Annotated in this window: 17 protein-coding genes and 2 pseudogenes; 14 read left to right on the forward strand and 5 right to left on the reverse strand. The window is 65.3% G+C overall.

Annotated elements, in window-relative coordinates:
* The 10 genes and pseudogenes from dnaA to QA640_RS00050 all read left to right on the forward strand — a co-directional run bounded on the left by dnaA (position 1) and on the right by QA640_RS00050 (position 11,340).
* Complete coding sequence (dnaA, locus tag QA640_RS00005; protein ID WP_283038770.1) at positions 1-1,419, forward strand: chromosomal replication initiator protein DnaA; 1,419 nt, start codon at positions 1-3, stop codon at positions 1,417-1,419.
* Between the two features lie 241 nt (positions 1,420-1,660).
* On the forward strand, positions 1,661-2,779 hold the full coding sequence (dnaN, locus tag QA640_RS00010) for a DNA polymerase III subunit beta (protein WP_027527810.1): 1,119 nt from the start codon (positions 1,661-1,663) through the stop codon (positions 2,777-2,779).
* Positions 2,780-2,988: 209 nt separating this feature from the next.
* Positions 2,989-3,353 (forward strand): annotated as a pseudogene (locus QA640_RS00015) (DUF559 domain-containing protein).
* A gap of 73 nt (positions 3,354-3,426) precedes the next feature.
* Positions 3,427-4,563 (forward strand): DNA replication/repair protein RecF, encoded by a 1,137-nt coding sequence (gene recF / locus QA640_RS00020; RefSeq protein ID WP_283038771.1) that lies wholly within the window; start codon positions 3,427-3,429, stop codon positions 4,561-4,563.
* Positions 4,564-4,634: 71 nt separating this feature from the next.
* On the forward strand, positions 4,635-4,904 hold the full coding sequence (locus QA640_RS00025; RefSeq protein WP_283038772.1) for a hypothetical protein: 270 nt from the start codon (positions 4,635-4,637) through the stop codon (positions 4,902-4,904).
* Between the two features lie 143 nt (positions 4,905-5,047).
* Positions 5,048-7,483 (forward strand): DNA topoisomerase (ATP-hydrolyzing) subunit B, encoded by a 2,436-nt coding sequence (gene gyrB, locus QA640_RS00030; RefSeq protein ID WP_283038773.1) that lies wholly within the window; start codon positions 5,048-5,050, stop codon positions 7,481-7,483.
* Between the two features lie 17 nt (positions 7,484-7,500).
* Positions 7,501-8,796, forward strand: a complete 1,296-nt coding sequence (gene murA, locus QA640_RS00035; RefSeq protein ID WP_283038774.1) for a UDP-N-acetylglucosamine 1-carboxyvinyltransferase — start codon at positions 7,501-7,503, stop codon at positions 8,794-8,796.
* A gap of 170 nt (positions 8,797-8,966) precedes the next feature.
* Positions 8,967-10,355: an MATE family efflux transporter gene (locus tag QA640_RS00040; RefSeq protein ID WP_283038775.1), complete on the forward strand. Its 1,389-nt coding sequence runs from the start codon at positions 8,967-8,969 to the stop codon at positions 10,353-10,355.
* The gene (locus tag QA640_RS00045) at positions 10,352-10,693 is read left to right on the forward strand and encodes a DUF2867 domain-containing protein (protein ID WP_283038776.1); all 342 of its coding nucleotides are present in this window, start codon (positions 10,352-10,354) and stop codon (positions 10,691-10,693) included. The genes QA640_RS00040 and QA640_RS00045 overlap by 4 nt, the downstream gene beginning before the upstream one ends.
* Positions 10,690-11,340: a DsbA family protein gene (locus tag QA640_RS00050; RefSeq protein ID WP_283038777.1), complete on the forward strand. Its 651-nt coding sequence runs from the start codon at positions 10,690-10,692 to the stop codon at positions 11,338-11,340. Before QA640_RS00045 ends, QA640_RS00050 begins: the two co-directional genes overlap by 4 nt.
* Positions 11,341-11,452: 112 nt before the next feature.
* Here the strand turns inward: QA640_RS00050 and QA640_RS00055 are convergent, their stop codons facing one another.
* Positions 11,453-12,568, reverse strand: coding sequence for an FUSC family protein (locus tag QA640_RS00055; protein ID WP_283038778.1), 1,116 nt, complete (start codon positions 12,566-12,568; stop codon positions 11,453-11,455).
* A 117-nt stretch (positions 12,569-12,685) separates the two neighbouring features.
* Here QA640_RS00055 and QA640_RS00060 point away from each other — a divergent pair, with 117 nt between their 5' ends.
* Positions 12,686-14,053, forward strand: coding sequence for an MmgE/PrpD family protein (locus QA640_RS00060; RefSeq protein WP_283038779.1), 1,368 nt, complete (start codon positions 12,686-12,688; stop codon positions 14,051-14,053).
* Positions 14,054-14,217: 164 nt separating this feature from the next.
* Here QA640_RS00060 and QA640_RS00065 read toward each other — a convergent pair whose 3' ends face one another.
* The gene (locus QA640_RS00065) at positions 14,218-15,645 is read right to left on the reverse strand and encodes a serine hydrolase (protein WP_283038780.1); all 1,428 of its coding nucleotides are present in this window, start codon (positions 15,643-15,645) and stop codon (positions 14,218-14,220) included.
* Between the two features lie 144 nt (positions 15,646-15,789).
* On the reverse strand, positions 15,790-16,854 hold the full coding sequence (locus QA640_RS00070) for a helix-turn-helix domain-containing protein (RefSeq protein WP_283038781.1): 1,065 nt from the start codon (positions 16,852-16,854) through the stop codon (positions 15,790-15,792).
* A 187-nt stretch (positions 16,855-17,041) separates the two neighbouring features.
* Here QA640_RS00070 and QA640_RS00075 point away from each other — a divergent pair, with 187 nt between their 5' ends.
* From QA640_RS00075 to QA640_RS00085, 3 genes and pseudogenes are all read left to right on the forward strand, one after another.
* Entirely contained in the window at positions 17,042-17,959 is a 918-nt protein-coding gene (locus tag QA640_RS00075; protein WP_283038782.1) for a pirin family protein, read from the forward strand.
* A gap of 63 nt (positions 17,960-18,022) precedes the next feature.
* Positions 18,023-18,937 carry a phosphoribosylaminoimidazolesuccinocarboxamide synthase gene (locus QA640_RS00080; RefSeq protein WP_283038783.1) on the forward strand — a complete coding sequence of 305 codons (915 nt, stop codon included), beginning with the start codon at positions 18,023-18,025 and terminating at the stop codon, positions 18,935-18,937.
* A gap of 310 nt (positions 18,938-19,247) precedes the next feature.
* Positions 19,248-19,484, forward strand: a pseudogene (locus tag QA640_RS00085) (hypothetical protein); the annotation flags it as partial.
* Positions 19,485-19,802: 318 nt separating this feature from the next.
* Here QA640_RS00085 and QA640_RS00090 read toward each other — a convergent pair.
* Both QA640_RS00090 and QA640_RS00095 read right to left on the reverse strand, forming a co-directional pair.
* On the reverse strand, positions 19,803-21,296 hold the full coding sequence (locus tag QA640_RS00090) for an NAD-dependent succinate-semialdehyde dehydrogenase (RefSeq protein ID WP_283038784.1): 1,494 nt from the start codon (positions 21,294-21,296) through the stop codon (positions 19,803-19,805).
* Positions 21,297-21,408: 112 nt separating this feature from the next.
* The gene (locus QA640_RS00095; RefSeq protein WP_283038785.1) at positions 21,409-21,729 is read right to left on the reverse strand and encodes a hypothetical protein; all 321 of its coding nucleotides are present in this window, start codon (positions 21,727-21,729) and stop codon (positions 21,409-21,411) included.
* Positions 21,730-21,962 lie beyond the last annotated feature (233 nt).

Consider the following 21,962-nt stretch of genomic DNA (forward strand, 5'->3'; position numbering starts at 1 on the left):
ATGACATCGGAACAGGATCGCTGGTCACGCGTGAAGGGTCGGCTACGCACGAGCGTTGGCGAGGACGTCTACACGAGCTGGTTCGCACGGATGGATCTCGAAGGAGTGCAGGATGAGAGCGTGCGGCTTTCGGTTCCCACCCGCTTCCTGAAGAGCTGGATTCAGGCCCACTATGCCGAGCGCGTGCTCTCCTGTTGGCAGGCCGAGATGCCGGAAGTGCATCGTATCGACCTCACCGTGCGCACCGCTGTGCGCCCGACCATTGCGCTCAAGGAAACGCCGGCGCCAATCGAGGCCAAGCGCATGGACGGCCGCCCGTCGGCCGAGCTGCGCGCGACCGCGACGGCGCCGGTCTCCGCCAGCCATGACGCGCTCGGCGGCTCGCCGCTCGATCCGCGCCTGACCTTTGCCAGCTTCGTGGTCGGCCGCGCCAATACGCTGGCGCATGCGGCGGCACGCCAGGTCGCCGAAGGACGTCGCGGCGATCCCGTGATGTTCAATCCGCTCTACATCCATGCCGGTGTTGGCCTCGGCAAGACGCACCTGCTGCAGGCGGTGACCTGGGCCGGCAATTCCGGCAGCGAGCGCAAGGTGCTCTATCTCACCGCGGAAAAATTCATGTACGGCTTCGTCGCCGCGCTGAAGACGCAGACGGCGCTCGCCTTCAAGGAAGCGCTGCGCGGCATCGACGTGCTGGTCATCGACGACCTCCAGTTCCTCCAGGGCAAGTCGACGCAGGCCGAGTTCTGCCACACGCTGAATGCGCTGATCGATGCCGGACGCCAGGTCGTGATAGCGGCCGACCGCCCGCCGTCCGACCTCGAGAGCTTGGATGATCGCGTCCGCTCGCGGCTCGCCGGCGGGCTCGTGGTCGAGATGGGATCGCTTGGGGAGGATTTGCGGCTTGGCATTCTCAAGTCGCGCGTCGCAGCCGCCCGCGCCCATCATGCAAGCTTCGATGTACCCGAGGAGGTGCTGAACTATCTGGCGCGCACCATCACCCATAACGGCAGGGATCTCGAGGGCTCGATCAACCGGCTGCTTGCTCACTCGAAGCTGAACAACCAGCCGGTGACGCTGGAAATGGCCGAGCGCGAGGTGCGCGACCTGATCCGGCCGCAGGAGCCCAAGCGCATCAAGATCGAGGACATCCAGCGCGTGGTGGCGCGGCAGTATAATGTCAGCCGGTCCGACCTCTTGTCCTCGCGCCGTACCGCCAACGTGGTCCGGCCGCGGCAGGTCGCGATGTACCTCGCCAAGACGCTGACCCTGCGCTCGCTGCCTGAGATCGGCCGCCGCTTCGGCGGACGCGATCACACCACGGTGCTGCATGCCGTGCGCAAAATCGAGGCACTGGTCAGCAAGGATGCGGCGCTGTCCGAAGAGGTCGAATCCTTGAAGCGCCAGCTTCAGGAATAAACCCCTAAGGCCGTTCCGGCCTGCCATTGATCGTCCCGGCTTGGCCGCCGGGGCGAGATGTAAATCGTGGGGAACAGCACCCCAATCCCTTGAATCGGATGGCTTTACGCGCCACCTTGCGCGACCCTGACGGCTTTGATCATATCGGCTGGATGATCCGGCTTTGTCGGGTTTCTTCCGTGCCGCGGCGCCGTTTTCGGCCGCCCGGCTTTTCCATCCTGGGGATCGGGCGGGTAGTGCAATGAAGGTTACGGTCGAACGCGCGCAACTCCTGAAATCGCTGGGCCACGTCCACCGCGTGGTCGAGCGCCGCAACACGATCCCGATCCTCGGCAACGTGCTGGTGCGCGCAGAGGGCGCCAAATTGTCGCTGAAGGCGACCGACCTCGACCTCGAGGTCACGGAGACGCTCGCCGCGGAAACCGCGACTGCCGGTTCCACGACCGTGCCGGCGCACATGTTCTACGACATCGTGCGCAAGCTGCCCGACGGCTCGCAGATCGTGCTGGAAGGCGACGGCGACCGCTCGGTGCTGGCTATTCGCGCCGGCCGCTCGCGCTTCACGCTCCAGACGCTGCCGGAGAACGATTTTCCCGATCTTGCGGCCGGCGACATGTCGCATTCCTTCAATCTTGCCGCCAAGGACGTGAAGCGGCTGATCGACCGCACCCAATTCGCGATCTCGACCGAGGAGACGCGCTACTATCTCAACGGCATCTATCTGCATGCCGCAGGCTCGGCCAAAGCCGCGACCTTGCGCGGCGTCGCCACCGACGGCCACCGCCTCGCCCAGCTCGATCTCGTCCAACCCAAGGGCGCTGCCGGCATGCCCGGCGTGATCGTGCCGCGCAAGACCGTCGGCGAGGTGCAGCGCCTGATCGAGGACAGCGAGGCCGAAGTCACGATCGAGCTGTCGCAGGCCAAGATCCGCTTCACCATCGGCAATGTGGTGCTGACCTCGAAACTGATCGACGGCACCTTCCCCGATTACGGCCGCGTCATCCCGCAGAACAACGACAAGGAGCTGGTCGTCGACAAGAAGGACTTCGAGGCCGCGGTGGACCGCGTCTCGACCATCTCCAGCGAACGCGGCCGCGCAGTGAAACTGTCGCTCTCCGCCGGCAAGCTGGTGCTGTCGGTGACCAATCCGGATTCCGGCAGCGCGACCGAAGAGCTCGAGGTCGAATACGCCTCCGACGCGCTCGATATCGGCTTCAACTCCCGCTATCTGCTCGACATCGCCGCCCAGATCGAAGGCGAGGTCGCAACCCTCAAGCTTGCCGATCCGGGTTCACCGACCCTCGTCCAGGACCGCGACGACAAGAGCGCGCTGTACGTGCTGATGCCGATGCGGGTGTGAGGGGCGTGCTCCCTCCGTCGCATACACTGCTTCTGATACCTGACGCGATGCCCGTTGCTGTGCCCTCTCCCCTTGCGGGAGAGGGCAGCTCCGCTATTGACCAAGCCCTCACTCGGGTGAGGGGTCCTCTTGCGGCACATTCCATGCGGAGACAACCCCTCGGGGAGAGGGAAAGCACCGCGCCCCAACGGCGTTCAGAATGAACACCGATGCCGCAAGATCCGCACCATCGGCCGACAGCCAAGCATCTTCGCCAGTTCGCGAAAAACATGCGGCACAAGCCAACGGATGCGGAGGCGGCTATGTGGCGCTTGCTGAGGGATCGCCGGCTATCGGCCTACAAATTTCGCCGGCAGGTCCCGTTCGAGAACTACATCCTCGACTTCGTCTGCTTCGAGAACGTCTTGTGATCGAGATTGACGGAAGTCAGCGCGCAGAATCGCGGCGTGACGCAGTTCGGGATGCCGCACTTTCCGCGAAGGGTTTCTCGATGGCGCGTTACTGGAACAATGACGTGTTACAGCAGCCCGCCTCGGTATTTGAGGATATCCTTGCAAAGCTTGCCGAGCGGTAAGATACCCCTCACCCGTCGTCTCACTTCGTGAGGCGCCACCCTCCCCACAAGGGGGAGGGTAAGAGAACCTCGCATGACCCCTTCCCGCATTCATCGCCTGACGCTGACGCAGTTTCGCAATTACCGGGCGGCGGGGCTTGAGACGGCGGCTGACATGGTGGCGCTGGTCGGACCCAACGGGGCGGGCAAGACCAATTGCATCGAGGCGATCTCGTTTCTGTCGCCAGGCCGCGGCTTGCGGCGGGCCACGCTGGAAGACGTCGCCGACAATCAGGGCGACGGCTCCTGGGCGGTCTCCGCGCAGGTCGAGGGCGCGCTCGGCCTTGCCACGCTCGGCACCGGCATCGATGCGCCGCGCGCCGACGGCGCGGTGAGCCGGCGCTGCCGCATCGACCGCGAGCCGGTCAATTCGGCGAGCGCCTTCGGCGACCACATCCGCATGGTGTGGCTGACGCCGGCGATGGACGGGCTGTTCATGGGTGCAGCCTCCGAGCGGCGGCGCTTCTTCGACCGCCTGGTGCTCGCAATCGACAGTGAGCACTCCAGCCGCATCTCCGCACTTGAACGGTCCTTGCGCTCGCGCAACCGGCTGCTCGAAGTGCGCAATTATGACGACCATTGGTGCGACGCGATCGAGCGTGAGACCGCGGAGCTTGCGGTCGCGGTCGCAGCGACGCGCGGCCAGACCGCGGCAAAGCTCACCGAGATGCTCAATGCCCGCGCGCAATCCTCCGCCTTCCCGTCGGCTAGAATCGCGCTCGACGGCTGGATGGAAAACGCGCTGCTCAGCGAGCCCGCGACCCCCGTCGAGGACCGCTATCGCCAGATCCTGCGCGACAACCGTCCGCGCGATGCGATCGCCGGGCGCACCACCGACGGACCGCATCTGACCGATCTCCAGGTGGTCTATGCGCCAAAGGGAATGCCGGCGCGTGATGCCTCGACCGGCGAGCAGAAGGCACTGCTGATCGGGCTCGTGCTGGCGCATGCGACGCTGGTCGCCGAGATGACTGGCATCGTGCCGCTGCTGCTGCTCGACGAAGTGGTTGCGCATCTCGATCCGAACCGCCGCACCGCGTTGTTCGACGAGCTCGCAAAGCTCGGCGCGCAGGTCTGGCTGACCGGCGCGGATCCAGCTGCGTTTGCCGGGATCGGCCCTTCCGGCCAGGTTTTCGATGTCGAGAACGGGCGGGTCACGGCGCGCCGGTAGGGCAACCGATCGTGAGTTCACCGCGCACGGCTGGGCGGAAGAGGGACGCGACGGCTGGACGGAAGAGGGAAATGCCCAAGCTCGGCTGGCAGGAGAAACCGGATGGCGCGAGGATCGCCGCCGACCATGTCCGGCTTCCGTTCGCCTTGCCGCAGGGTCCGGCCATGCTGAAGCTCGGCCGCAACATCGGCGAGACCTCAGCCAATCTCGTGCAGAAGAACCCCGAGGCCGCGGCCTGGCGCCCGGCAAATACCAATACAATCCACGCCCTTCGGGGAAGCAAATTGAGGCGTCGAATCGGGCTTTTTGCAGCGCCCAGAATCAGCCTTCGCGAGCCTTGAAAGCCGGCTAAAAATCCCTATTTCCTCAAAGGGTTGCGGGGGGATACTTTGCGCTAGGCGCAATCCTCCTTTCATGGCACAAATAGCTCCCAAATCAGCGCCTTTTGCGCCGCTGATTCGGGCGACATCCTCGAAGGCCTCTCATGACAGAACCTGCTCGGCAGCCGCGTGCCGAAAACGAGCCCTCCAACGCGAGCGAATACGGCGCGGAATCGATCCGCGTGCTCAAGGGTCTCGATGCCGTCCGCAAGCGGCCGGGCATGTATATCGGCGACACCGACGACGGGTCAGGCCTGCATCACATGGTCTACGAGGTCGTCGACAACGCGATCGACGAAGCGCTCGCGGGCCATGCCACGCGCGTCGAGGTCGTGCTCAACCCCGACAATTCCGTCACCGTGCGCGACGACGGCCGCGGCATTCCCGTCGACATCCACAAGGGTGAAGGCATCTCGGCGGCCGAGGTCATCATGACCCAGCTCCATGCCGGCGGAAAGTTCGACCAGAACTCCTACAAGGTCTCCGGCGGCCTGCACGGCGTCGGCGTCTCCGTCGTCAACGCGCTGTCGAGCAAGCTCGGGCTTCGCATCTGGCGCGACAACAAGGAGCACTACATCGAGTTCGCCCATGGCGATGCCGTCGCACCGCTGAAGGTGGTCGGCGACGCGCCGGGCAAGCGCGGCACCGAGGTGACGTTCCTCGCCTCGACCGAAACCTTCAAGAACGTCGAATATGATTTCGCAACGCTCGAGCACCGCCTGCGCGAGCTCGCCTTCCTCAACTCCGGCGTCAACATCATTCTCTCCGACATGCGCCATGCGGTCGAGAAGCGCGAGGAGATGCACTATTCCGGCGGCGTCGAAGAGTTCGTCAAATATCTCGATCGCAACAAGAAGGCGATCGTGCCGGCGCCCATCATGGTGCGCTCGGAAGCCAATGCCATCGGCATCGAGGCGGCGCTGTGGTGGAACGACAGCTACCACGAGAACGTGCTCTGCTTCACCAACAACATCCCGCAGCGCGACGGCGGCACCCATCTCGCCGGTTTCCGCGGCGCGCTGACGCGCCAGGTCAACGGCTATGCCGAGGCCAATGCGAAGAAGGAAAAGATCGCGCTCACCGGCGACGATTGCCGTGAAGGCCTTACGGCCGTGCTCTCGGTGAAGGTGCCCGATCCGAAGTTTTCATCGCAGACCAAGGACAAGCTGGTGTCCTCGGAAGTGCGGCCCGTGGTCGAGAACGTGCTCAACGAGGCGCTTGCGGCGTGGTTTGAGGAGCATCCGTCCGAAGCCAAGGTCATCGTCGGAAAAGTGATCCAGGCGGCCGCTGCGCGCGAAGCCGCACGAAAGGCGCGCGAGCTGACGCGCAAGAGCCCGCTTTCGGTCTCTTCGCTTCCCGGCAAGCTCGCCGACTGCCAGGAAAAGGACCCGGCGAAGTCAGAGCTGTTCATCGTCGAGGGCGACTCGGCAGGCGGCAGCGCCAAGCAGGGCCGCAACCGCGAGTTCCAGGCCGTGCTGCCGCTGCGCGGCAAGATCCTCAATGTCGAACGCGTCCGCCCCGACAAGATGCTGTCATCGGAGCAGATCGGCACTCTGATCACGGCGCTCGGCACCGGCATCAGTGATGACTTCTCGGTCGAGAAGCTGCGCTATCACAAGATCATCGTGATGACGGACGCCGACGTCGACGGCGCCCATATTCGCACGCTGCTGCTCACCTTCTTCTACCGGCAGATGCGCGACATCATCGACGGCGGCTATCTCTATATTGCTCAGCCCCCGCTCTATAAGGTCACGCGCGGCAAGTCCGAGCAGTACCTGAAAGACGAGCGCGCGCTGGAGGACTATCTGATCGACGCCGGGCTGGATGATTGCGTGTTCATCCCCGGAACCGGCGGCGATCGCACCGGCCGCGACCTGCGCTCGCTGGTCGACGACGCCCGCGTCGTCCGCAGCATCCTGCGCAACATGCACAGCCGCTACAACCGCAAGGTCGTCGAGCAGGCCGCGATCACCGGCGTGCTGAACAAGGCAATCTATGGCGATCCCGAGAAGGCTGCGGCGGCCGCGCAATACATTGCCGGTCGCCTGGACAGTCAGGCCGAGGAGGTCGAACGCGGCTGGGCCGGCCACTACGTGGAAGGTCAGGGCTTTCAGTTCGAGCGCACGGTGCGCGGCGTCAAGGAAGCCGCCGTCATCGACGACGCCTTCCTGGCTTCGGCCGAGGCTCGCAAGCTCGACGAATACACGCCGAAGCTCCAGGACGTCTATGCCCGCTCCGGCAAGCTTCGGCGCAAGGACGCCGAGCACGTGGTCCACGGCCCAAGCGACCTGTTCGAGGCGGTGACCGACTCGGGACGCAAGGGCATCACGCTGCAGCGCTACAAAGGGCTGGGCGAGATGAACCCGGAGCAGCTCTGGGAAACCACGCTGGACACCGAGGTGCGCTCGCTGCTCCAGGTGAAGGTCAAGGAGGTCGACGAGGCCGACGACATCTTCACCAAGCTGATGGGCGACGTGGTCGAGCCACGGCGCGACTTCATCCAGGAGCACTCCCTCAGCGCGACCATCGACATCTAGACAACGGGAGCAAGGCAGTGGCGCCCATCCAATATATCGTCGAGGGCGGTCACCGGCTCTCGGGCTCGATCGAGCCGTCCGGCAACAAGAACTCGGCGCTGCCGATCATCGCGGCGGCCCTGCTCACCGAACACCCGGTGACGCTCCAGAACGTGCCGCGCATCCGCGACACCGAAACACTGGTCGAGCTGATCCGCTCGGTCGGCGCGTCGGCCGAATGGCGCGAGCGCAACACGCTTCTCATTCACGCCAAGAGCATCCGCGCCGCCGATCTCGATCCCGAGCTCTGCGTCCGCATCCGCGCCTCGATCCTGCTCGCAGGTCCCCTGCTCGCCCGTTGCGGCGAGGTGATGCTGCCGCCGCCCGGCGGCGACGTCATCGGCCGGCGCAGGCTCGACACGCATGTGCTGGCGCTTGAGCAGCTCGGCGCCAGGGTCACTGCGACCGACCGGCTGGAATTCCGCGCGCCAAAACTGACCGGCGCCGACGTGTTCCTGGACGAGCCGAGCGTCACCGCGACCGAGAACGCACTGGTTGCGGCGGTGGCTGCCGACGGCGTCACCCATTTGCGCAATGCCGCCTCCGAACCGCATGTGCAGGACCTCGCCAATTTCCTGGTCGCGCTCGGCGCGAAGATCGAGGGCATCGGCACCAACACCATGATCGTGCATGGCCAGGCGACGCTGGGCTCGGCGACCTATGCGATCCAGCCCGACCATATCGAGGTCGGGTCATTGATCGGGCTTGCCGCCGTGACGCGCTCGCCTTTGCGCATCGTCCGCGCCGGTGTCGAGCATTTGCGCTCGATCCGCATGGGCTTCGAGCGGCTCGGCATCGTCTGCCGCGTCGAAGGCGACGATCTGATCGTGCCGTCCAACCAGACGCTGAAGATCCAGGACGACTTCGGCGGCCACGTGCCGAAACTGGAGGATCAGCCCTGGCCGGCTTTCCCGGCCGATCTGATGTCGATCGCCATCGTCACCGCCACGCAATGCGAAGGCGTGATCCTGATGTTCGAGAAGATGTTCGAATCCCGGATGTTCTTCGTCGACAAGCTGATCGCAATGGGCGCGCGCATCGTGCTGTGCGATCCTCATCGCGCCATCATCGCCGGGCCGAGCCGCCTGCGCGGCGCCTCGATGATCTCGCCCGACATCCGCGCCGGCATGGCCATGCTGCTCGCCGCCGTCTGCGCCGAGGGTACCTCGACGATCAACAATGCCGACCAGATCGAGCGCGGCTATGAGCGCATCGATGAGCGGCTGAACGCGCTCGGCGCCAAGATCAAGCGCATGCCGGAACGGAAGAGCTGAGGCGACGGTTCTCCCGCCCGCTGTCCGTCTGAAAATGATCTCGGGCCCCGGACGCATGTTCACGATTTCTGGGTCCCGGCTCCGCGCCGCAGCGTTTGCACGCTGCAGCGCGTTCGGGACACGAAAACGGCGGCCATGTTTTGGACGTGCCGAGATGCTACGCTTCGAAGATGCTCGAAGCCGTCCGTCGCCCGTCGCAGCAGCTCGCCGCGCCCAACCACCTCGCCGATGAATTCGGCGAGACGCTGCGGCTGGCCGTGCCGATGATGCTGACCCAGCTCGGGCAGATCGCGATGATGACGACCGATCTCGCGCTGATCGGCCGGCTCGGCGAGGACGCGGTGGCCGCCGCGGCGCTGGCGCACACCGTCTACTTCATCAGCTTCACCTTCGGCCTTGGCCTGGTCGCCGCGGTGGCGCCGCTGGCGGCGCAGGCCTTTGGCGCAGGCGACGTCAGGCGCATCCGGCGCTCCCTTCGCGTCGGGCTGTGGGTGGCGCTGTTGATCTCGCTGCCGATGATGGCCTCGCCGCTCTATGGGGAAGAGATCCTGCTGGCGCTCGGACAGACACCGCATTCGGCCGCACTCGCGCAACGCTATCTGTTCGGGCTCGCCTGGGGCATCGCACCGGCGCTCGGCTTCATTGCGCTGCGCGGGTTCATGGGCGCGGTGAACCGGCCGCAACCGCCGCTGTGGATCACCTTTGCCGCGATCCCCGCCAATGCGGTGCTGGTCTATCTGCTCATCCACGGCCTGTTCGGCCTGCCGCAGCTCGGCCTGCTCGGCGCGGGGTTCGCGACCACGCTGGTCAACTTCGGCACGTTCTTCGCCGCGCTGGCCATTGCCGCGTTCCGCAAGCCATTTTCGGACTATCATCCGCTGGTCCGTCTCTGGCGGATCGACGGGCCCTTGATGCGCGAGCTGCTCATGATCGGCGCGCCGATCTCGTTTGCGCTGTTGATGGAATACGGCATGTTCTCCTCGGCCGCGCTTCTGATGGGGCTGATCAGCACCACGGCGCTTGCCGCCCACCAGGTCGCGCTCCAGGTCACCGCCGTCCTGTTCATGATCCCGCTCGGCATCGGCATGGCGGCGACGGTGCGGGTCGGACACGCCTTCGGCCGCAACGAGCCGACCGCGGTGAAGCGCGCGGGCCTCGTCGCAACGCTGCTCGGAATTGCGCTCGTCGCGGCGCTAACGCTGGCCATCATGATCGGACGATATGCGCTGGCGCGGCTGTTCTTCGGCGGTGGCGAGACGAGCTCGGAGACCATCGAGCTGACCGCGACTCTCTTGCTGGTCGGTTCGACCTTCTTCATCGCCGACGGTCTCCAGACCATCATGGGCGGGGCGCTACGTGGCCTCAACGACACCAGAATGACGCTGGTGTTCGCCTTCATCGGCTATTGGTGCGTCGGCTTCCCGACGGCCTGGCTGCTCGCCTTCAACTTCCATCTCGGCGCGGTCGGCGTCTGGATCGGGCTGTCGCTCGGGACCTTCGTCTACGCCACCCTTCTGATCTTGCGCTTCCAGCGGCTGACGCGCAGATTGGGGGTATGACGCCCGTCCGCGAAGTCACCCCCGAGGTCGATGCAGACGCACTGCTAGCCGGCGCGCAGTTCGTCGATGCCCATCGCGTCGCGATCGGCGGCATCGTGGTCGATGTGGCCGGCGGCCCAACGCTTTCTCCGCAAGGTAACGCTCAACGCCCGCCGCGCATCGCCGTTCCCGTCGCGCTTCATCGGCGTCGCTGCGACTGGTCGCGTCAGAAGGTGACCTCGACCACGCTCGTACGAACCCACAATCTGCTGGGCCGCCTTTATCTCGCGCTGATCATGCCGTTCCACAAGCTGGTCGTGCGCGGTATGATGCGACGGATCGCGGAGGCAGTCCGATGACCCTCTCAGTCGACCTGTTCTTTTCCTTCCGCAGCCCCTACAGCTATCTGGCACTGCCGAGAACGCTGAAACTCGTCGAGGAGTATGATCTCGCGGTGAACCTGCGGCCGGTCTACCCGCTGGCCGTGCGCGTGCCCGGCTTCTTCAAGAGAACCAACCGGCAGTTCATCCCTTATGCCATGCTCGATTCCAGCCGGGTCGCACAGCGCGAGAACATTCCGTTCCGCTTTCCCCGTCCCGATCCGATCGTGCAGGACAAGACCACACTGGAGGTCGCTGCGGAGCAACCCTACATCCACCGCCTCACCCGGCTTGGCGCCCTGGCGCAACTCGAAGGCCGCGCGCTCGAGTTTACTTACGCGATCGCGGGCGTGCTGTGGGACGGCTCGGTCGCGCGCTGGAACGAAGGCGACCATCTGGCGCGCGCCGCCGAAAAAGCCGGCTTCGATCTCGCCGCGATGGATGCCGCTGTCAGCGCCGACCCCGACCGCTACGAGCAGGTCATCGCCGCGAACGAAAAGGATCACGCGGCCTCCGGCCATTGGGGCGTGCCGACCTTCGTGTTCGAGAAGGAGCCGTTCTTCGGCCAGGACCGTATCGATCTGTTGGTCTGGCGCATGCAAAGCAAGGGCTTGAGGCGGCGTTAGTCTAGGGCGTATCCTGATCCTTCGGCTTGAAGGGTTTAAGCGATCAACCGGTTTACTGATGCTTGGACCGAGCGTCGGGCTATCATTTCTGATACCTAATGTCCGCCATGGCTCACTCCGCGACCCGCGCCGGCTTGTTCGCGGTCGCCTCCGACCACTCGCCGACGACGCGATCGAGGTCGCAGAGATTCTGGTGCATCTGCTCCAGCGAGAAGCCGAGCGCGAAAAAACGCTCGGCGGTATCGCCGGGCTGGCCGCGGATCAGGCCGTCACGACGGACGGCGGCGACCGCATCGGCATAGTTTTGAAGCGCGAGGTGCACGGGATGGATCGGCGGCGCGCCGGCGCCGGCCCTTAGCGCCGCGGCTGCGGAGCGCAGGAACTGCGCGATCACCGTGCCGACCTCCGAGAGCGGCGCGGCGAGCCTGATCTGCACGTCGGCCGGCAGCGGCACCACGGTGGCGCGGCCGATCATCACGACATCATGGCGCAGCCGCAGGACGGTTCGCAGCAGGGGACCGGTGTCGGGCCCGCTCGACAGCCGCGCCGCGCGCTCGCGCTCGGCCTCGGAGCCGGTGGCACTCAGTCCTACCATCGCCGTGCCGATGCCGTCCTGGATCCGATGCAGCGCATCGTTGTCGCGGCCGCGCGTCAGGCCGGCCAGCAGTTCGGTGAAGGCGTCGGCGATCAGCTCGAGCAGACGCGCGGCGCCGGCACGAATCTGCCGGATCGCGCGCGACGGCAGCACCAGGAAGGAGACGAGCAGCCCCGTGATCGCGCCGACCGCGACCTCGCTGACGCGATCGATGGCCGAAGTCATGGGATCGGAATGATGCATGGTCGGAACCAAAAGCACGATTACGGCCGTCACTGTCGCCGCGCTGAGGCTCGGATTGATCGCGGCGATGAGGGCGAGCGGGGCGACCGACAGGACCAGAAGCCCGAGCAGCCCGGCTTCGCTGGAGTACGGGATCAGGATTGCAATGGCGCCACCATAGATGGCGCCGCCGATCGTGCCCAGCATGTAGTCGCGCGTCGCCTTCAGCGAGCGTCCGACACTCATCTGAGTCACGATCAGCGAAGTCAGGACCGCCCAGAGCGGCAGCAGCAGGTGCAGCGCGGTCGCGATCACATAGGCCGCGGTTGCCGCCACCGTGACCCGGATCGCCAGCCCCAATTGCGTCCTTCGCGACCGGACCTGGTCATACAGCTGCCGTGCGAGTGCCATCGTCGAATATCCCGATTCCCGTAACCGGCCCAAAGCATAGCTGATACCCGCAGCCCCAGGGCGGCTTGAAAGGGGATATCCGCCCGCCTACCCTGCCGACCAAAACGAGGAAACACGATGGCCCACGAAACCGCAACGCTCGCCGCCTACGTCGCCAATCTGAAGTATGAGGATATACCGGCGGAGGTGCTTGAGCGCACAAAAGTGTTGACGCTCGATTTCCTCGGCAGCGCGATCCGCGCGCGCCGCGAGGCGGAATCGACGCCGTCGCTGCTGAAAATGCTGGAGGCGCTGGCGCTCGACACCAAGGGCGACTCCACCGTGTTCGGCGACAGCAAAACCTGGACGCCGGCGGTCGCCGCGCTCCTCAACGGCGCCCTCGGCCACTCCCTCGATTTCGACGACACGCATGCGGATTCCTCGCTGCATCCGAGCGCGCCAGTGGTGCCGGCCGCATTCGCGGTCGGCGAGATGGTCGGCGCCTCCGGGCGCGACGTGCTCACCGCGATCGTCGCGGGCTATGAGGTCTGCTGCCGGCTCGGCAACGCGCTCGACCCGACCTCGCATTATGCCCGCGGCTTCCACCCGACCGCGACCGCCGGAACCTATGGCGCGGCGGCCGCCGCCGCAAAGCTGTTCGGCCTCGATGAGACGCAGATCATCTCGGCCTTCGGCGTCTCCGGCAGCCAGGCCGCCGGCTCACTGCAATTTTTGCTCAACGGCGCCTGGAACAAGCGCTACCAGGTCGGCGCCGCCGCGATGAACGGCGTGATCGCCGCGACGCTGGCACGCAACGATTTCGTGGGCTCGACGGAATCGGTCGAGGGCAAGCACGGCCTTCTGGTCGGCTACACCGACGACGCGCATCCCGACAAAGCCACAGCCGAGCTCGGCAAGAGCTACGAGACCATGAAGATCGGCGTCAAACCCTATCCGAGCTGCCGCTATACCCACGCCGCGATCGACGCGCTGATCGCGATGCGGCGCGATCACAACCTGACGCCCGAGCAGGTCAGGCGTGTCGAGATCGGCCTGCACCGCAACGGCATCACGCTGACCGGCGATGCCGCGACCAAGCGCCATCCGCGTTCGATCGTCGGCGGCCAGTTCTCGATGTTCTTCACCGGCGCGCTCGCGCTCGACCAGGGCAGCTTTGGCTGGGACGACTATGGCCGGCTCGGCGATGCCGCGATCGATGCGCTCGCCGACAAATTCGACGTCGTGCAGGATTCGCGCCTGGAAGGCCGCATCCATCCCTTCGGCGCGCGCGTGAGCATCACCACCGACGACGGCGTGCACGAACGGCTCTACGCCGATCCCTCCGGCGAGCCGAACTCGTTCCCGGACGCGCAGGCGATGCAGCAGAAGTTCCTGACGCTGGCCCGCCCCGTGCTGAATGCACGCGCGGAGCAATTTGCGGACGCGATCCTGTCGCTTGAGCGATTCGATCGCGTGGCGAAGGCGACGGAATTGGGGAGGCAGTGACGTTGCTCTCCCGATCCCCGTTCCTACGCGGAGAGGGGTGGGGTGAGGGCCCTCTCCACGGATGAGATTGACGAGAGACCTGTACCCCTCACCCGGAATTCAAGCTGCGCTTGAATTCCGACCCTTCCCAGCAAGCGGGGCGAGTTGAACCGGCGGCACCCGCACTAGTTCGCCCCTGCCATCTTGCTCTTGTCATGCGTCGCCGCGACCACGTCGCGGACGAGATCGAACACCCCATCCACCTCCGGCGGCCAGTTCGGCGAGCGGCCGAGGCGCACGATCACGAGTCGCTCGGACGGGATCACGATCGCATATTGCCCGATCGTTCCCTTGGCGAAGAAGGCATCGCGCGGCCAGCCGTGGTCGATACGGAAGTTGGCGCCAAAGCTGTCGCCCTGATTGGTCCAGAAGCCGGCGCCGATGCCGACCCAGGCATTTGGCGTGGCCGATGCCGAATAGCCGACCCAGCCCTCGGGCAGGATGCGTCTGCCGCCGGCCATGCCGTCATTGAGATAGAGCTGACCGAAGCGCGCCCAGTCGCGCGCGGAGGCCAGCATCTCGCTCGAGCCTTCCACCGTGCCGGCGCCGTCGAGCTGCAGCGTGACGTGGCGCATGCCCAGAGGCGCGAACAGCTCGCGGTGCGCAAGGCGCAGCACGTCGGACGGATTTCCACCGACCGCGTTGCGAATGATATGAGCGAGAATGATGCTGTTGCCGTCATGATAATTCCACACGGCACCCGGCGCAGTCTCCAGCGGCGTGCGCTCCGCATAGGCGGCCATGTCGTGCTCGGCGAATTTCATGCGATTGACCGGCTCGAAGGCGGAGCCGAGCGAGGCCTGCAACGAGCTGGCGAGCGCGAGCCCTGCCGTGTGGCGCAGGAGCTGGTCGACCGTGATGGCGTGGCGCGGGTCGTCCGGATCCTGCCAGGCGGCAACAGGCGCAGGAGCATCGAGCGTCAACTTGCCCTGGCGCACCAGCACGCCGACCAGCGCCGAGATCACCGACTTGGTCATGGAGAAGCCTAGCAACGGCGTCTGCGGTCCGACACCGTCGGCATAGTGCTCGGCGATGATGCGGCCCTCCTTCATGACGATCACCGCGCGGGTGCGCCGGTATGGCGGCTGTTCGGGCTCGGCAAAGGCGCGATCCAGCGCGGCGGCGAGTTGCGCACTTTGCGGGGCCACGGTCGAAGGCCCGGCGATCTCGGGCAGCAACGCTGGCTGCCTGTCATCGGCGGGCACCGCGACATCGGCAATTCCCTCGCCGTGCTCGAGCGTGCAGCCGAGACCTTCGCGATAGACCGCGTGGCTGCGGCCGAGGCCGAACAGCGTCACCGTGACATCCTTCCGCGTGCGATTGACCTGGTAGTCCATCGCCCAGGTGATCAGGCTGGAGCCCGGCATCGCGTCCGTCGTTTCCGTGAAGGTTCGCCGGGGATCGAGCCCCGAGACAAACGTCTCCGAACAGAGCACCTCGGCGATGAAGCCGGTCGCGACCTTCGGCACATCGCGGGCGCGGGCTGCGCCCAGGGCGAGGCCGATAAAGGCAAAGGTGGAGGTGAGGAGGATGATCATGCGGCGACGGGTCAAAGGGCTTCTCCGGCTTGGGGTGGCGCCGGAGAGAAAGCCAATTCGGACCGCGCGCCGCTCGCCGGATTTGGAAATCTATCTCGCCGAAGTCGGAAGCGGCCTCGTCGATTCTGAAATTTTGTAATTATTACAACGGATTATAGATCAGGCCGCATTGACCCTGAGCCGCCGGTACTCGGTCGGCGTCACGCCCGTCACCGCCTTGAAGGCGCGGTTGAAGGGGCCGAGAGACTGGAAGCCGGCGTCCATCGCGATGGTGATCACGGGCACCTCGGCCTGGGCCGGATCGGCCAGCGCCGCCTTGGCCTCCTCGATCCGGTGCTCGTTGAGGAAGACATTGAAATTGCGGTAGCCGAGCCGCTGGTTGATCAGCCGCCGCAACCGGTATTCGGGGATCTTCAGCCGGGTCGCCAGCACGCCGATGGTGATGTTCTCCTGGCGATAGATGCGCTCGTCCGCCATCAGCCGCATCAGGGCCTCGATCAGTTTTTGGTCGGCAGCCTCCTCGGTGGCGGCTGGCTGATTCAGAATGACCGTTGAAGCCGTCGTGGTCACCCTTGAAAACAAATCGGCGCCGTCGACGCGCATCATCGTGTAGGCGATCGCCGCGACAACGCAAGCGAGCACGCCGGCATTGATCGTGTCGGCGATAGCGCCGATGTCGCTGCCGACGACAAGAATCTGGAGCAGCGCATTCAGCCCGCCATAGAGTGCGGCCGCGCAGACAATGAAGACGCGCACGCGGCGGCGGTGCTCAACCAGGTCGGCCGACCATGAGGTGACCGTCTGCCCCACCGCGAGCGCGATGAAGCCGAGCACGATCAGATTGACTATGGTGACCGAGAACCGCACGTGACCGCCCGGCGCGATCCAGAGGCATCCGATAAGGCTGAAAGCCGTCACCAGCGCCCACACCAACCCGTGCCACCAGCGCAGCCGAAACTCGTCGTCGAACAGCGCCCGCGTGAACAGCCAGAACACCACGATATTGCCGGTCGAAAGCGCAATCAGCGGCGCGTGCCATGTGGGAACCAACGCCGACGTACCGACCGAATAGCTCACGACATGCGCGGCTGAGCCCAGCGCGAAGGCCGCGCCGAGCCACCCCGCCGGCACATTGCGGAAATCCGAGACCAGCGACGCCGCCAGCACCAGCAGCAACGCCACGCTGGCAGCGCGAAAGGCAAATTCGGTTGCGGCAAGTGTCATCGGATGGTGCGGTCACACCTGAATGAAATCAGCCGAACATCGTCCGTCAGCCCGGTTTTTTCAAGGACCACCTGATCGACAGGGTTAGCGATGCCCCTTCACGCGTGTGCAATGATCGGGCTTTGTCGCGACGATCCCGCGAAATCCTGCTACGATCGGGCTCAAGAAACTCAAGAAGGAGCCCGTCATGAGCTGGATGCCCGACAATGATCCCGTGCTCGGCGATCCCAAAACCTGCGATGCGCTCGATCTCGTCATCGTGCCGCGCACCCGCGATCTCGGCGATGGATTTGAAGTCCGCCGCGCGCTGCCGCATGGCAAGCGGCAGATGGTCGGGCCCTTCATCTTCTTCGATCATTTCGGCCCGGTGCAGTTCGTCTCCGGCAAGGGCATGGACGTGCGGCCGCATCCGCATATCGGCCTTGCCACCGTCACCTATCTGTTCGACGGCGCGATCATGCATCGCGACAGCGAGGGCAACATCCAGGAAATCCAGCCCGGCGCGATGAACCTGATGACGGCGGGCCGCGGCATCGCGCATTCCGAACGCACGCCGGATACGCAGCGCGCCTCGGGTCAGAAGATGCTGGGCCTGCAAAGCTGGATCGCGCTGCCGGCGGCATCGGAAGAGATCGCCCCATCGTTCCAGCACTACGCCGCGGGCGATCTGCCGATGATCTCGGAGCGCGATTTCACCGCGCGCGTGATCGCCGGCTCCGCGTTCGGCATCACCTCGCCCGTGTCGATGGCCTCGCCCTGGTTCTATACCGAGGTGACGGCCGCGGAAGGCGCGAGCCTGCCGCTCGACCCCGATCACGAGGAGCGCGCGATCTATGTCGTCGATGGCGAGGTCGAGATCGCCAATGAACGGTATGAGGGACCGCGGCTGCTGATTTTCCGGCCCGGCGACCGCATCACCGTGAACGCCGTGAGGCCGACGCGGATGATGTTTCTCGGCGGCGATGCGCTGGAGGGCCCGCGCCACATCTGGTGGAATTTCGTGTCCTCCAGCAAGGAGCGGATCGAGCAGGCCAAGCAGGACTGGAAAACCGGCCGCTTTGCCGCGGTTCCGCAGGAACACGAGTTCATTCCGCTGCCGGAATAGGCTATCCCGATCTTAGGCCGCGCTGCCGCACGGCCCTGAGATCTCCTGCCTGAAGGCCCGCCGATGAACGCCATGCTGACCAGCGACCTGCCGCTCCCCAAGATCGGGCGTGGCAAGGTACGCGATATCTACGCCGTCGATGACGACCGCCTGCTGCTCGTCACCACCGACCGCATCAGCGCCTTCGACGTCGTGATGGACGAGACCATTCCGATGAAGGGCGCGGTGCTGACCCAGATCAGCGCCTTCTGGTTCAGAGAGCTCGAAGGTGTGGTCCCGCATCACGTCATCAGCGCCAGCACCGACGAGATCATCACCGCCGTGCCGGCGCTGAAAACGCACCGCGCCGACATCCTCGGCCGCGCCATGCTGTGCAAGCGCACCACGGTGTTCCCGATCGAATGCGTGATCCGCGGCTATATCTCCGGCTCCGCCTGGAAGGAATACGCCGCAAGCGGCACGCTGGCCGGCGAAAAGCTGCCGGCAGGCCTCGTCGAGAGCGAAAAACTCGATCCTGCGATCTTCAGCCCGGCGACCAAGGCGGAGACCGGCCATGACGAGAACATCACGATCGCGCGGATGCGCGAGATCGTCGGCGACGAGGTCGCCTATACGCTGGAGAGCATGACGCGCGCGATCTACACGCTCGGCGAGGAGCTGGCGCGTGAGCAGGGCATCATCATCGCGGACACCAAGTTCGAGTTCGGCCGCGACAAGGACGGCCGCATCATCCTGATCGACGAGGTGATGACGCCGGACTCCTCGCGCTTCTGGGCGGCCAGTGCCTACAAGCCGGGTCAGCCGCAGGCGAGCTTCGACAAGCAGCCGCTCCGCGACTATCTCGATGTCGAACGCCGCGCCGGTCGCTGGAATGGCGACGCCCCGCCCCCGCCGCTCCCGGCGAGCGTGGTCGAGGCGACGAGCAAGAGGTATCTGGAAGCGTATCGGCGCGTGACGGGTTCGAAGCTCGCTATTTGAGTTTGACTTCCCGTCTCATGAGATTGCGCCACCAAGCCCTGCAATGAGGCAGCTGGCGTGACCCATTGCGATGCGTCGGGACAATAGCTCCTGGCGCCGATTTCGAATATGATCCTGCGTGCCATTGGCTCTCAGAGCACCCTACGGCGTGCCTCCGATGAAGCTTCTCCTATCGCAACCGCTACAGCCGCCGCTTGCGCGTAGCGCAAACGGCTTCGATTGCACGCCGCTCCAGACCGGCGCGACGAAGACCGCGCAACGGCCCCTGGGCAGAGAAAGCGCATTTGGAAGACAGCAATGGAGAAGAAACATGACACGTACACGTGCGACAAGAATTGCATTGGCAGTCTCGACCTTCGCGTGCGCAGCGTTGTTCTCCTTCGCCTGGTCCGAGGAGCACGGCGTCTCGATGTCGGTCGACAGTGCACAGGCGCGGGTCGGTCGCCCGCTGACTCCCGTGAGCGTTGCTGGCGTGGCGCGTCGCCAGGCGCGGCGAGGCGCATACGGTGCCGCCGCAGTCGGGGCCGGCGCCGCAGCGGCTGGCACGGCCGCCGCGGTCGCCGCGACCTCACCTGGATGGGGCGCCGGTCCCTACGGCTCTTACGCGTACTCGCCGGAGGAGTGGCGCAAGCGAAATGGCATAATCTGCGCGCCCGGTACGCTGACCAAGATGGACGACGGCCGGATGTATCGCTGTCAGTAAAGACGCAAACGCAGGAGCGGGAGGCAGCTCTCGAGCTGTCTCCCGCATCTTGCACCTCTGCCAGAAGCCACGCGCCTCGCAACAGCGAGCAAGCCGCTGTGCGTTCCCTTGCTCCATTGATCCAGCAAGCTGGGATCGCCGGCGCGCAGGGTCGATTGCCGGTTAGATCCCCGCCATCATCACGTATTTGATCTCGACATATTCCTCCATGCCGTGATGCGAACCCTCGCGGCCAAGACCACTCTCCTTCACGCCGCCAAAGGGCGCGACTTCCGTCGTGATCAGGCCGGTGTTGACGCCGACCATGCCCGCCTCCAGCGCCTCGGCAACGCGCCAGACGCGACCGAGGTCGCGGGAATAGAAATAGGAGGCAAGACCAAACGGCGAGTTGTTGCACATCGCGATCACCTCGGCTTCGTCCTTGAAACGAAACACCGGCGCGAGCGGGCCAAAGGTTTCTTCATGCGCAACGAGTGCGTCCGGCTTGACGTTGGCGAGCACCGTCGGCTCGAAGAAGCTGCCGCCGAGCGCATGGCGCTTACCGCCGGTGACGATCTTCGCACCGCCCTTCACCGCGTCCGCAATGTGCTTCTCGACTTTGTCGACCGCTTCCAAGTTGATCAGCGGGCCCTGCACCACGCCGGCCTCGGTGCCGTCGCCGATCTTCATTGCCGCGACCTTCTTTGAAAGCTTCTCGACGAACTCGTCGTAGATCTTGTCCTGGGCGTAGATGCGGTTGGCGCAGACGCAGGTCTGGCCCATGTTGCGGTATTTCGAGACGATCGCGCCCTCGACCGCGGCGTCGATATCGGCATCGTCGAACACCACGAAGGGCGCGTTGCCGCCGAGCTCGAGGCCGAGCTTCTTCACACCGACGGAGGCTTGTTGATAAAGAATCTTGCCGACTTCGGTCGAGCCGGTGAAGCCGACGAAACGCACGGCGGGATGCTCGCACAGCACCTTGCCGATCGCCGACGAGTTGCCGGTGACGATGTTGAACACGCCCTTCGGCACGCCGGCCTTTTCGGCGAGCGCGACCAGCGCAAGCGCCGTCAGCGGCGTTTCATTCGCGGGCTTGAGCACCACGGTGCAGCCGGCCGCGAGCGCAGGCGAGACCTTGCGGGTGATCATGGAGCAGGGAAAGTTCCACGGCGTAATCGCGCCGCAAACTCCGATCGGCTGCTTGACCGCAAGCAGGCGCGCGTCGGGACGCTGGGTCGGGATGGTCTCGCCATAGACGCGGCGGGCCTCCTCCGCGAAGAATTCGACATAGGCGCCACCGATATCGACCTCGCCGAGGGCCTCGGTGAGCGGCTTGCCCTGCTCCGAGGTGAGGATCAGTGCCAGATCTTCGCGATTGGCCGCAATCAATTCGAACCATTTGCGCAGGATATTGGAGCGCTGTTTTGCCGTCAGCCTGGCCCAGGCCGGAAACGCCCGCTCGGCGGCTTCCACCGCCTGCGTGGTCTCCGCCGTGCTCATAACCGGGATTTTGGCGAGCTCGACGCCGTTCGCTGGATTGGCCACCGGCCGCGACGGCGTGCCGACCCAGGCGCCGTCGATGTAGCAGGCCTCACGCAGGAGCGAGGGGTCCTTCAACCGGTCGCGCAGGGTGGAGGTGGATTGCGAGGCGCGTGCGGCGGCGGTCGGGGTCATGGCGTTGCTCCTTAGGCTCTCGGATTAGCCCGGAATATAGGAGCAACCGGCGCACAATGCACCGGTGCGCAACGCACAGCAGCGTCAAGCTAAGCTGGGGGCAACGGCCGCCTCAGGCAGCGCCGCTCATATAGGTCTCGCGGCGGCCGATCATGCGCTCTGCAGCCGCCTTTGCGTCGGCCTTGGTCGAGGTCGCACAGGTCCGGTATTCGAGATCGGGCACGGCCGTGGTAGCGCGCCGGCCGAACCACGACTTCGAGCCGACCGGCAGCAGTGCCAGGGCCTGCGCCAGATTGTCGACCGCTCCGAAGGAATATAGCGCGCCGGTACCGGCTATCCGGACTTCGTAAACGCCAGGCGAAATCGGCGCCTCGAGGTTCTCGCCCCGTCCGGCACGGGGATAGCGCTTCCATTCGCTCCAGGTCGAAATCATCTTAAGCCCCCTTGCGGCCATCGAAGCCGCCAAGATTTGCATCAATCGTTTGATCAGCCGCGTCGATTTGGCCGTGTCCTGAACGCCTTGGTGCACAAAATGTCGCAAAGCATATGCCCGAAGCTCGCCTGACGCCCAGCGAGGTCATCCCCCACAGATTGTGACGAGCTGTTGCAGTTTGGTCCCGCTGTCGTCCTTCGCGAGCGACCCGCCGTCAAGTCACGACATCGCGA

Origin of the sequence: Bradyrhizobium sp. CB82 (genome assembly GCF_029714405.1) — a bacterium.
Taxonomy (GTDB): domain Bacteria; phylum Pseudomonadota; class Alphaproteobacteria; order Rhizobiales; family Xanthobacteraceae; genus Bradyrhizobium.

What these genes read in the sequence shown, in the direction of transcription:
- dnaN (WP_027527810.1), top strand. Translation starts at nt 1,661, where the DNA reads ATGAAGGTTACGGTCGAACGCGCGCAACTCCTGAAATCGCTGGGCCAC.
- QA640_RS00045 (WP_283038776.1), top strand. Translation starts at nt 10,352, where the DNA reads ATGACGCCCGTCCGCGAAGTCACCCCCGAGGTCGATGCAGACGCACTG.
- gyrB (WP_283038773.1), top strand. Translation starts at nt 5,048, where the DNA reads ATGACAGAACCTGCTCGGCAGCCGCGTGCCGAAAACGAGCCCTCCAAC.
- QA640_RS00090 (WP_283038784.1), bottom strand. Translation starts at nt 21,296, where the DNA reads ATGACCCCGACCGCCGCCGCACGCGCCTCGCAATCCACCTCCACCCTG.
- QA640_RS00070 (WP_283038781.1), bottom strand. Translation starts at nt 16,854, where the DNA reads ATGACACTTGCCGCAACCGAATTTGCCTTTCGCGCTGCCAGCGTGGCG.
- QA640_RS00025 (WP_283038772.1), top strand. Translation starts at nt 4,635, where the DNA reads ATGCCCAAGCTCGGCTGGCAGGAGAAACCGGATGGCGCGAGGATCGCC.
- recF (WP_283038771.1), top strand. Translation starts at nt 3,427, where the DNA reads ATGACCCCTTCCCGCATTCATCGCCTGACGCTGACGCAGTTTCGCAAT.
- QA640_RS00095 (WP_283038785.1), bottom strand. Translation starts at nt 21,729, where the DNA reads ATGATTTCGACCTGGAGCGAATGGAAGCGCTATCCCCGTGCCGGACGG.
- QA640_RS00040 (WP_283038775.1), top strand. Translation starts at nt 8,967, where the DNA reads ATGCTCGAAGCCGTCCGTCGCCCGTCGCAGCAGCTCGCCGCGCCCAAC.
- dnaA (WP_283038770.1), top strand. Translation starts at nt 1, where the DNA reads ATGACATCGGAACAGGATCGCTGGTCACGCGTGAAGGGTCGGCTACGC.
- QA640_RS00055 (WP_283038778.1), bottom strand. Translation starts at nt 12,568, where the DNA reads ATGGCACTCGCACGGCAGCTGTATGACCAGGTCCGGTCGCGAAGGACG.
- QA640_RS00060 (WP_283038779.1), top strand. Translation starts at nt 12,686, where the DNA reads ATGGCCCACGAAACCGCAACGCTCGCCGCCTACGTCGCCAATCTGAAG.
- QA640_RS00080 (WP_283038783.1), top strand. Translation starts at nt 18,023, where the DNA reads ATGAACGCCATGCTGACCAGCGACCTGCCGCTCCCCAAGATCGGGCGT.
- QA640_RS00075 (WP_283038782.1), top strand. Translation starts at nt 17,042, where the DNA reads ATGAGCTGGATGCCCGACAATGATCCCGTGCTCGGCGATCCCAAAACC.
- QA640_RS00050 (WP_283038777.1), top strand. Translation starts at nt 10,690, where the DNA reads ATGACCCTCTCAGTCGACCTGTTCTTTTCCTTCCGCAGCCCCTACAGC.